We start from the raw sequence: 11,073 nt of genomic DNA, 5'->3' as shown, positions 1-11,073 counted from the left end.
ATTATTTGTATTTGCTTAATTCTATTTGTGCCAACATTATTTGCCCAAACAGAAGAACAGTGCAAATGGGTGAAAACTGACGGTAAACCAATCGTGCTCGATTCGCTTACTGTCATTCCTGAATCCATTAAAGTGGCGCAATTAGAAGGGCAAAATATTCAGTTCAACTTTCAATTGAATACCAATACCATCAGTATTTCATACCCTGCGTTAGATTCTGTTATCGTTTGTTTTCGCACTTTGCCTTACGATTTACACACCAAACGCGCCAATAAAACACTGGCCATTTACGATTCTACCGCGCTGTTCAAAGATGCCATTCGTTACCAGCAAAAGCTGGCCATGCCCAAACGTGAAGAAGCTTTTTCTACCCAAAACATTTCAAAAACGGGGAGTATAACCAGAGGAATTTCCTTCGGGAACAAGCAGGATGTTTTTGTGAATTCTTCCCTAAACCTGCAGATGGAAGGACAGTTGACAGAAAATGTGAATTTGCGCGCAGTAATTACCGATAGAAATGTACCTTTTCAGCCGGAAGGAAACACGCAACAACTACAAGATTTCGACAATATTTTCATTCAGCTTTATAACGATAGGTGGTCATTAACTGCCGGTGATGTAGTGCTCAAGAATGGAGCCTCCAACTTCTTGCGTTACTACAAAAATGTACAGGGAGCACAATTCAAAACAGCTTATAAAATGGCCAATGGCTTTAAAGCAGAAACCACTTTTGCGGCCTCAGTAGCCAAAGGCCGATTTGCCTCCATCAATGTGGATCCAATAGAAGGCGTCCTCGGACCTTATCGAGTTCGAGGACCAAACAATGAGCGTTTCATCATTGTAATAGCAGGTTCTGAAAAAGTATTTGTAGACGGAGAAGAACTGACTCGTGGTTTCGATAACGATTATGTAATCGACTATAATTTGGGCGAAGTTACTTTTACCAACAAAGTGCTCATTACCAAATTCAGTAGAATAAGGATTGATTTTGAATTTTCAGACCAAAACTATTCGCGTTCTATTTTTCAAGCCAGTCACTACCAATCCAACGATAAACTCGATTTCTCTTTTAACTATTATGGAGAGAAGGACAATCGAAATCAGCCCCTCGCTTTTGATTTGAGTTTGGAAGAAAAACGAATTTTAGCCGATGCAGGCGATGATCTAAATCAGGCCTTTACATCTCGTGTAGATAGCTTAGAATACAGGCCAGATATTGTCCTTTACCGAAAAACAATTGGCACGGATAATTTGGGTAATGAATTCGATATTTTTCAATATTCCACCAATCCAGATTCTGCCTTTTTCAATGTCCAGTTTACTTTGGTGGGGCAAGGTAGTGGTAACTACGTGTTAATTAACTCTACCACCAACGGACGAATTTATAAATGGGTAGCCCCTGTAAATGGGCAGTTGCAAGGAGATTATGAACCTATTTCGCTACTGAATGCGCCTAACCAAAAGCAGATGGTAACCCTTGGTGCAGGGGCTAAATTGAACGATTATGACAAGCTGAGTGGCGAAGTGGCCTTCTCAAAAAACGACCTCAATCTATTCTCAGATTTGGATGCAGATGATGATAGAGGAATGGCTTATAAGCTCATCTATGAATCTGTAAATCGACCTGTGAAAGGGCTCGAAGGCTATAAGTTCAATGCAGGTGCTTCATACGAATTCAATAACGATGCTTTCTCATTCATCGACCGTGTGCGTTATATAGAATTTGACCGCGATTGGAGTTTTAACTCAAACGATTTTGAAGAGCAGTTTGCCGAGAATATTCTGGAAGCCAAGGCTGGTTTGCAGAAGGATGCGCTCAATAATATGGATTATCGGTTGGTGAGAAGAAAACGAGGAGAGGCCGTAGATGGTGTACAGCAATACTTTAAAGGAGCAAAAGAGCTCAGTATTTTTAGACTAAAAGTAGATGCTTTTTCCATGAATAATGATCAGCAAGTCTTGTATTCAGAATGGCAAAGATTATCCACCGATTTGTCTATCCGTTCCAAGTGGTTAATTCCGGGCTACCGTTATCAAGTAGATCGAAATGAGGTTTTTAACACCACTACGGATGAAATTGTACGGTCTTCAATGAATTTTGAAGCACATACTGTCTATTTGAAAAATGATGAAAGCCTTACCACGAACTATGGAGTTGAATACCAAGTACGGCAAGACAGAACACCATTCAACGGAGAACTGATTAACAGCAATAGGTCAGAAACTTGGAGCGCGTTTTTCAATACTGAAATTGATGAAACACAAACCCTACGAACCCTTTTTACTTACCGAGATTTAGAAAATTTAAACCAAATAGGAGAAGACAGGAATGACCGCACCATTATGGGGCGAGTAGATTGGTTGGGAAATTTCTTAGATCGTTCAATTCAGTCAGAACTTTCGTATAATCTTGCCAACAGCCGCGAGCTGCGTAGAGAGTTTATTTTTATTCAGGTGCCAACTGGAGAAGGAACACACACTTGGCGTGACGACAATAATGATGGGGTACAAGACCTAAATGAGTTTTACATTGCGGTAAACCCTGATGAAAAGAACTACGCCAAGATTTTTGTTCCTACCGACAACTATGAAGAGGCTTTCAATACCAACATCAGTTATCGACTAAGAATGAAAACGCCTAATACTTGGTTTGAAGATGGAGGATTGAAAAAACTCTTGGCACGTTTTACCAATACAACGGCCTATACGCTGAATTCTAAAATCACGGATGAAGACCTAGCTGCTAGACTTTGGCCTATAAATGTGGCAGATGATATGATTTTATCTTCTAGACAAACCCTTCGTTCGACCATCTTTTTTAATCAGTCTAGGGCGGCCTTTGCTGCCGATTTAGGTTTTGCTCAGCAAGAGAACCGACAACTGTTATTGAATGGCTTTGAACGTATTGATAATGACGAGTTAAGAGCGCATGTTCGTTGGAATGTAAACTACCAAACTAATCTCGATCTGACTTTTATTTCTGGCGAAAGAGCAAGTAGTTCGGATGTACTTACCCAAAGAAATTACCTGATACAGAGTAAGGTTTATCAGCCGGCAATTTCATGGCAGCCCAGCAATTTTTTCAGGCTCACGACCACTTATGCCAATAAGGAAAAGAAAAATGTTTTTTCTGAAAACAGTAATGAAGGCTCTAAAATCAATGAATTCTCAATCGACACCCGTTTTTCTAAAGCGGCTAAAACTACCTTGAGTGCCAACTTCAAGTACATCAATATTGATTTTACTGGGCAAGAAAACTCACCTACGGGCTATGAATTGTTAGAAGCGCTTCGGCCAGGGCGCAACCTTACCTGGAACCTGAACTGGCAACAGAAAATTGGCAATGGACTCCAATTGCTTCTTCGCTATGATGCCCGTAAATCAGAAGGTAATCCAATTGTGCATTTGGGCAGGGTTCAGATATCTGCTTTGTTCTAGAATTAGTTTTCAAAACAAAATACCCTATTTTTAACGTTGTAAGCATAAAACAAAATAGCTATGTCCTTTATTAAACCTCTTTTCGCACTTGCAATTTTCTTCACGCTTTCATGTGATGCTCAAACCACCAGCGGGCCACTTGAAATCACTGAATCCACTCAAGCCAGTGATTTAGTGCCCGAGTTGGTAACAGACGAACTAAGTAATCCATGGGGGATGGCTTTTCTTCCTGACGGTAAAATATTGGTTACTGAGAAAGCAGGAACTATTGTATTGATTGAGAATGGGAAGGTGATAAATAAGGAAGTTTCAGGAGGGCCTCAAAGTACAACAAGAGGACAAGGTGGACTTTTGGATATCGAGCTTCATCCTGATTTTGAATCGAATAAATGGGTTTACTTTACTTTTGCCAGTGCAGAAGGTGAGGGTGACGGAGCAATGACTGCCCTTTCAAGAGCAAAATGGAACGGCTCGTCATTTGATAATCACGAAGTGCTTTACAAGGGTTCGCCCAATACAAGAGCGGGTCAGCATTTCGGAAGTAGAATAGCCTTCGATGCCCAAAATCGTGTTTACTTTTCGATTGGAGACCGTGGTAATCGGGATGTAAACCCTCAAGATATTACGCGTGACGGAGGAAAGGTCTATCGATTAAATGATGACGGTTCAATTCCTTCAGACAACCCTTTTGTGAATACGGCTAACGCAAAAACAGCGATTTACTCTTACGGACATAGAAACCCTCAAGGTTTGGCCACGAACCCAGCAACTGGCGATATTTGGGAACATGAACATGGCCCACAAGGTGGTGATGAGGTAAATATTATTGGAAAGGGAAAGAATTACGGTTGGCCAGTGATTACCTATGGTGAAAACTATGGAGGTGGTGCTATCACCGACAAAACGGCTATGGAAGGAATGGAACAGCCCGTTACTTATTGGGTGCCGTCAATTGCCCCTTGCGGAATGGCCTTTGTTCAGAATGCGAAATATGCGGGCTGGGATGGCAACCTTATAGTTGGTTCATTGAAGTTCAGTTATTTGGTGCGCCTCGTGATCGAAAACGATAAAGTGGTGAAGGAAGAAAAGATTGCAGAAGGCATTGGCCGTGTGCGTAATGTAGAAATGGGCAACGATGGCTATTTGTATGTTGGTGTAGAAGGAAAAGGACTTTATAGATTGGTGCAGAAGTAAGGCTCACCAAAATCTACTTTTCAATTCATAGTTGCTTTTCGATAATCTCCAAAAGCAGATCAATTTCCTTTTTATGGGTTCTGAATGAAAGCACAGCTACGCGCATGTAGAATTGCCCGTTGAGCGTGGTGGAAGAAATAAAAATTCTTCCGTCTTGATGAATGGCTTTGACAATGGCTGCATTGAATTCATTGGCATCTTTATCCTTGGGTAGGTACCTGAAAATTACTGTTGAAAGTACTGGCGCTGGGCCAACCTCAAAACCCATTGCTTTAATCTGGGTATAGAAATATTGCGCCAATTCCATTTTCTCTTCCAAACAAGCTTTAAATGGACCGATACCATGAAGCTTAAGCGGTAACCACATACGCATCCCCCTAAAATGCTTGCTCAATTCTGGAGAAAGCTCAGCTGGCGACATTTCATCCTGATGCATTTTGGTGTCCTGCATGTAATTGGCTTCGTAGCTATTGGCCGCTGCCAAATGCTCAATATTTTTAATCAACACAATGCCTGAACCATAGGGGAGGAATAAGCCTTTATGTGGGTCGAGAATAACCGAATCAGCTTTTTCAATGCCGCTCATTACTTCCTTGCCTTGTGCTGTCAATTGGAAAAAACCGCCATAGGCAGCATCTACATGGAACCACAAATCATGTTTTTCGGCAATACTGGCAATGGCGTTAAGCGGATCAACTGCCCCAACATCTGTTGAGGCTGCATTGGCAATGACCAAAAAGGGCTGAAGGCCTTGTTCTTTATCTTCAAGTACTTGAGCGTTTAGTTTTTCTGGAATAATTCGATAATCTTCATCCAAATCAATAATGCGCAAGATGCACTCGCCCAAACCACAAAGTTTAATGGCTTTTTGCAAACTATGATGCGTTTGCTGGCAGGTATAGATTACCGTTGATTCAAGGTCTTTCCCCTTTAGTTTTTTAGCCTCTCTCGCTGTCGAAATAGCGATGAGGTTAGCAATGCTTCCGCCCGAAGTTAAATTACCTCCAAAGTGACTCGTATAGCCAATCAGCTTTCCTGCCCAATCGATCAGCGCATTCTCCATGCGCACTGCTCCCGGAGAAGCATAAAATACACCTGCATAACGATTGGAAACCGCGGCCAGATAATCGCCCAAAGCGGACTCGTAAATTCCGCCACCGGGTATATAGCCCAAATGACCTCCAGAAGCTGGGTTCAGGCCGGGTTTATCTACTCTTTCGCCAATAAAAGGGAGAATATCTTCAATAGGGTGGTTCTGCTCGTCAATGTCGAAGAAAGAGTCTCCATCTTCTTTTCCGTAACTATCAAATTCGTAAGCCTTCCTGTTTTCAAGGCCATTCAGAAAACCTTCGGCATATGCAATTACCGATTTCTGTAAAGAAAGTCTTTGGTCTGCGTTGGTCTCTAAAGCTGTCGACAAACTTTCAGATTTATGATGTTGAGCAGAAGATTGATCTTTCCTATTATCCATTGACTGGTGTTATTTCTTAACTCTGATTTTTCCTTTCATAATTACGTGAAGTGTACAGTAGTAATCTGCATCTACCTTTGCAGCCATACTCCATGAATTTCCTTTTTTCATAAGGGAAGATGACCATTTTTTTGTTTTTTCTTCGGTTACATCGTGATCAACATAATCATTGTTAATAAAGGTAATGGTATCGCCTTTATTGACCTCAATATAATCCGGAATAAACTTTAATTGCTTGATTTCAATAATGTGTTTTTGAGATTTTTGTATTCTTATAGAAGATTCTATAGCCTGATTTTCTGCGATTTGAGCAGGAGATGAGGTAAAGAACAACAATATAAAGCTGATGAATGAAATCGGAATAGTTTTCATAATAATTAGAAAAATTGAATGATGAATAGGGTAAAAGGGCCTCTAAAAAATGAGGCCCTTTTTGAACAGAAAGCAACTCTACTTGAAAGATTTTTGAACCATTTCCGCATGTTTAAGGTGCGTTTCTAATGCAGGCACAATGGCTTGAAGAAATTCTCTAAGTTCAGTGTTGCTTGATTGCTTGATCAAGATGCCTTTAACTGCATCAATTACGGCTTTGTGGTAGGCTACTTCGTTGTCGATATATGCTTTGTCGAAGTCTTTTGCACTTTTACTTTTGAGCATTTTCTCTGTTGTTTTAGCACCGTCCATGAGCGATTTGCTAACGGCATTATCCTGTGGAGTTACACCAAGCTTTGTTACCAAAGTAGTAGCTTGTTCAATTACTGATTTGTGATCACGGATCATGGTTTCAGCAAAATTAACAACCTCTTTGTTTTTGGATTTTTTCTTGGCTACCTCGGCATAACTAATGTCGATCTGGTTGGCAACAACCCCTACGTGGGCAATTTCAGCATCATTTAGTTTAGGCGCTTCTTGCCCCAAAAGGGAAGCTGAAATCAGGAAGGAAGTAGCTGTTAAAAACAGCTTAACTTTTGATTTTACATGTTTTTTCATAGCGTTTACTATTCTGTTTAATTTATTTCCTATTGGATACAGAACAGCGCCATTCGTTACAAATTGGTTGATAAATCAATCGGATAATTTGATCTTAAAATACGTAGTGAAATAGAGGGGCTAGAATAGGCAACTACAACCAAAAAGGATCTTCATTATTTTCCTTGAATGTAACTGAATCATGCATTTCGGTCATTTGCGCTAGTTGCTCAGAAGTTGCTATGTCTTGAATTTCAGGAAAAAGTACCCGCTCTTCAAAGCGGATGTGCCTTTCCAATTCCTCTTCAATTCTGCTGAGATTGCGGGCAATGTCTTCCTTATCTTCAAAAAGCCGAGCAAGTCTTCTGTGCTCCGCCATAGCCTTTTTAATGTGCTCATGTTCTTCTCCCAAAATGGGGAAGATGAATTTCTCCTCATCTGAAAAATGAGGAATGAGATGGGTTTTATAAAACCAGTCAGCATAAGTCTTTATCCTCATTGGATCAACCTTAGAAAGAAATCCCTTCCGTATTTTCCAACAGAGCAATAAGCCATGATGGTGTTCGCGACTGAAGGGCTGAAGTGCTTTGTGTCGTTTAAGGGGTTTTCTTTCTTCCATAGTTTTTCTTTTTAGTAAAGAGAAATAACCCTGCGATTTCTATACTGAAATTACAGGGCTAGCTAGGATCAACTCTAAGAACGAATAAAAGGGTCCTGTTTATTCATTCTGCCAAGCGTAACTTATGCAGTTAATTTCTTCTCTAAGGCTACGGCTTTAGGGAAGAGAATGTTATTCTCTAAGTGAATATGAAGGTGTAAATCATCTTCAAACTCTTTTAAAAGAGAAAAGGCCACTTTATAAGTATTACAAGCATCAGCTGGTGGTGTGTATTGGTTGCTTAATTTGCTAATCTGACGAAAACGTTCTCCTTCAGTGTCGTGTTCGTGCATCATTGCCTGTACGGGGTTGTTCACAGTGCCAAAATGTGGAGGGTGTGCTTTAATATCTTCACTTTGGGAATTCACCATTTTTCTAACAAAAGGGAAGAGCATGAGTTCTTCTTTTTTCATGTGCATAGCCAATTCACCAGCAGATGCATTGAAAAGTGATTCTATTTCTAATAATTCAGGGTGGTTTTTGCCGTGAACACTACTTATTTTATTCAAGTACTGTTTTATTACGGGCATTTTCTCTTCTACATAGCGATGGTGCTTTTTCTCAATGTAGTCTGCTAGTAAATCAATTGGCCAAAGTTTGTAGTCATTTCCTCCAGCGTGTACTCTGGTAATCGCTGAATTGAGTTTATCCATGAGCTCGTCTTGATTGATGTTTTTTTCTTCGCATGCCACATCTATACTACGGTTGCCATTGCAACAGAAATCAATTCCATAAGATTCGAATACTGCCGCGGCACGGTAATCTTCAGCTACAATTTCACCAATGGTTTTTTCAATAAGATTTTCCATAATCTGTTTTTTTAAATTGTGTAATACCATAAATAAGTAAGCATATCACCTTAATAACTTCTGCCCCAGCGTAATAGAAATGGAGGTTAGAAGCAGGTGGTATAATGTCTTCAATGTACATTTCGGCTCTAGCGTCAAGCGCAGGTAATAGCCAAAGTGTTTGAATGAATAGGAGTAAGAGTGGGAGTAAGTATGCTACGGTTTTTGTACTCAATAAGGGTGCTTTATGAATGACAAGCTGTATGCCTATTGCAATGGCGAATACCCATTCCACTTTGTTTAGTGCACCAAAAACTAATCGGCCAATGCCCAAACCTAAGTGCAGCGTAATGCCAGGTGCCTGAAATTTCAACCAAGCTTCCATAAAGCTAATGGCGCATACAAAGCCTATCCATAAGAAGACAGAAACTACTGCGATTGGCGATTTTACTTGTATTGTCATAACAAAGGTTTTGAGTCTCGTTCTTTATAATATTCGATTTTGAATAAGAACATTTCGGCCATTTTTTGAGCACGCCATTTGGCTTCATCAGCTTTCTCGCCCTCAAAAAGTTCATCTATGGTGCCATAGAATAACTCAATCCATCGCTCGAAGTGCTTTGCATCTATGGGCAGGTGAGCATGCGGTGCAAAAGGACTTCCGTAATAGGTGTGTTCACCCAAAAGAATGGTTTGCCAAAAGCGGTACATTTTCTCTAAATGCTGTGGCCATTTATTTTTAATCACACCATTGAATATATCGGCCAGTAGTTCGTCATTCCTCACCTTATCATAAAAGGTGTCTACTAATAATTTGATGTCGGATATGCTTAAGATTTCTTTCATTAAAAGAATGATTTATATAAGTCTGGATTCCAGTTCATTATTAGATAGAAAAGGCCGAAGGCTACAAATGAGATCACCAAAGCCCATACCCAAGCTGGTATAGCCTTAGGCGTTTCAGAGCCTTTAATGATAAACTGGTCTTCTATTTCGCTACCATAAGCGTTTATGGTGATGGACACTTGAGTGTCGACCACCTCGTTTTTTTGTAAACCAACCACGGCTATTTCAGGGCCATTCCTTACTTCAAAAGGAATGGTTTTTACCCCTTCCACACCATTACTGGATTTGGCCACTATTTTTAATTTGTGGTGGCCATCAGGTATTTTGGTCGTGTCCATGGTAAACTTCACTGGAGGCTTAAATTCTCCGAACGGAACTGTTTCTTCATCCAGAAACACCTTTATAATTCGTTGATCTTCCATCTTTTCAGAAGTATTCTTGGGTTACAATATTTTTAATATGCTGCGGGTCTGCTTTCTCTGGTTTTACCAAATACTTAATGCTATAGAAAAACGTGAGGCTTACAATGATTACAGCAGACCATATGATGATATAATCGAGCGTGCCATTTGGACCAGCGCCATGCGTAATTTCAGCCAGAGCCTTAGGTTGTTTTTCCTTACACAGCTCACAGGCATTTACCATTTGTTGAGCGATGAAGGTTAACATGAAAATTAAACTTAGCTTTCTCATTTCTTATGGATTTTGTTGGTTGACCATGTCTCTTATTTTCTTCACGTCTTCAGCCGAAAGGGTAGAGGCATTATTGCCCCAGCTGGTTCGCTCATGGTTGGCAATGGCAGCTATTTCTTCATTGCTCAATTGATCAGCAAATGGTGGCATTTGAGCAAACTCACTGCGTGCATCATAGCCCATAAGAATTACCTTGACCATCATTTCTGGACTGGGGTCAGTTACAATTGGGCTTCCCACTAAAGAAGGGAAAGCACCTTGAATTCCTTCACCGTTGGCTTGGTGACAGGCTGCGCAAACATTTGCGTAGAGTTTGGCACCATCAGGAAGCAATGCTTGATTAGGGTCTGAAGCGGTTGTAGAAAGTTCTTCCTTTTTATTTTGAGGGATAAAAGCTGGACTGCTTCCTGGCATTTCAACTTGTTTCATCGATTGTAAATAAGCTACCAGTTGTAATGCTTGGGTGGTAGCTACAATTTTTTTATTGGGTTTGTTGAAGAATGGGCTTCCAACAGGTACAACCACATCTTCTGGAGTGACTTTATCGGTAGCTTTTTCTTCGAATAACCACGGGTATGACGGCATGATGGATTCCTTTACCACAGAACGTGGGTTATAAAGGTGCATCAGGTGCCAATCTTTAACAGGTTGCCGTTTTCCGATATTGGTGAGGTCGGGGCCAGTGCGTTCACTGCCCAATAGTGAGGGTGATTGCCGCCACACATCCAGACGTTGTTTACTAAAGTAGTAATCCGAGGGCATTGAAGGACGACCGCCCCAAACGTTGTCCATTTCAATGCTTCTCACTTGCTGGGTATGGCAGGCAACACAGCCTTCAGCAATATAGAGCCTGAGCCCTTCTTGCTCCATTTCCGTAAAGGCCATTTGATCGGGTAGTGGTGCTGTTTTCTGCATTTGAGATGCAGGCAATACCGCAATCAACAGACTGAGTGTCAAGAAGCCAGCTATGGCCATATTGACAAGTATTTTATGATTTTTATGAAAGTTGAACATTT

General features: G+C 40.7%; 12 protein-coding genes. 2 read left to right on the top strand and 10 right to left on the bottom strand.

The features are described from left to right. Positions 1-27: 27 nt before the first annotated feature. Positions 28-3,438: a DUF8818 domain-containing protein gene (locus AWW67_RS15210; RefSeq protein WP_141655474.1), complete on the top strand. Its 3,411-nt coding sequence runs from the start codon at positions 28-30 to the stop codon at positions 3,436-3,438. 60 nt (positions 3,439-3,498) lie between these two features. Next, on the top strand, positions 3,499-4,632 hold the full coding sequence (locus tag AWW67_RS15205; RefSeq protein ID WP_082794065.1) for a PQQ-dependent sugar dehydrogenase: 1,134 nt from the start codon (positions 3,499-3,501) through the stop codon (positions 4,630-4,632). A 25-nt stretch (positions 4,633-4,657) separates the two neighbouring features. On the opposite strand, the gene AWW67_RS15200 is transcribed toward AWW67_RS15205, so the two are convergent. From AWW67_RS15200 to AWW67_RS15155, 10 genes are all read right to left on the bottom strand, one after another. Further along, positions 4,658-6,103: a pyridoxal phosphate-dependent decarboxylase family protein gene (locus AWW67_RS15200; protein ID WP_082794064.1), complete on the bottom strand. Its 1,446-nt coding sequence runs from the start codon at positions 6,101-6,103 to the stop codon at positions 4,658-4,660. Between the two features lie 9 nt (positions 6,104-6,112). Further along, positions 6,113-6,475, bottom strand: a complete 363-nt coding sequence (locus AWW67_RS15195; protein WP_062302777.1) for a cupredoxin domain-containing protein — start codon at positions 6,473-6,475, stop codon at positions 6,113-6,115. 78 nt (positions 6,476-6,553) lie between these two features. After that, a complete protein-coding gene (locus tag AWW67_RS15190; RefSeq protein ID WP_062302776.1) occupies positions 6,554-7,093 on the bottom strand; it encodes a DUF4142 domain-containing protein in 540 nt (179 codons plus the stop codon). Positions 7,094-7,226: 133 nt separating this feature from the next. Beyond that, positions 7,227-7,691 (bottom strand): hemerythrin domain-containing protein, encoded by a 465-nt coding sequence (locus AWW67_RS15185; RefSeq protein WP_053224377.1) that lies wholly within the window; start codon positions 7,689-7,691, stop codon positions 7,227-7,229. 122 nt (positions 7,692-7,813) lie between these two features. Continuing rightward, positions 7,814-8,539, bottom strand: a complete 726-nt coding sequence (ric, locus tag AWW67_RS15180; RefSeq protein WP_053224376.1) for an iron-sulfur cluster repair di-iron protein — start codon at positions 8,537-8,539, stop codon at positions 7,814-7,816. Beyond that, positions 8,523-8,981, bottom strand: a complete 459-nt coding sequence (locus tag AWW67_RS15175; protein ID WP_062302774.1) for a hypothetical protein — start codon at positions 8,979-8,981, stop codon at positions 8,523-8,525. The genes ric and AWW67_RS15175 overlap by 17 nt, the downstream gene beginning before the upstream one ends. Further along, the gene (locus AWW67_RS15170; RefSeq protein WP_053224374.1) at positions 8,978-9,364 is read right to left on the bottom strand and encodes a group III truncated hemoglobin; all 387 of its coding nucleotides are present in this window, start codon (positions 9,362-9,364) and stop codon (positions 8,978-8,980) included. Before AWW67_RS15170 ends, AWW67_RS15175 begins: the two co-directional genes overlap by 4 nt. Next, positions 9,364-9,786 carry a hypothetical protein gene (locus tag AWW67_RS15165; RefSeq protein ID WP_062302773.1) on the bottom strand — a complete coding sequence of 141 codons (423 nt, stop codon included), beginning with the start codon at positions 9,784-9,786 and terminating at the stop codon, positions 9,364-9,366. Before AWW67_RS15165 ends, AWW67_RS15170 begins: the two co-directional genes overlap by 1 nt. Positions 9,787-9,790: 4 nt before the next feature. After that, complete coding sequence (locus AWW67_RS15160) at positions 9,791-10,057, bottom strand: hypothetical protein (protein ID WP_062302771.1); 267 nt, start codon at positions 10,055-10,057, stop codon at positions 9,791-9,793. A 3-nt stretch (positions 10,058-10,060) separates the two neighbouring features. Then, positions 10,061-11,071 carry a cbb3-type cytochrome c oxidase subunit II gene (locus AWW67_RS15155; RefSeq protein ID WP_062302770.1) on the bottom strand — a complete coding sequence of 337 codons (1,011 nt, stop codon included), beginning with the start codon at positions 11,069-11,071 and terminating at the stop codon, positions 10,061-10,063. Between the last annotated feature and the right edge of the window lie 2 nt (positions 11,072-11,073).

The sequence above is a fragment of the Roseivirga seohaensis genome (assembly GCF_001592945.1).
Classification (GTDB): domain Bacteria; phylum Bacteroidota; class Bacteroidia; order Cytophagales; family Cyclobacteriaceae; genus Roseivirga; species Roseivirga seohaensis.
Note: the sequence above shows the minus strand (reverse complement) of the source record. Positions and strands in the feature narration are given on the sequence as shown.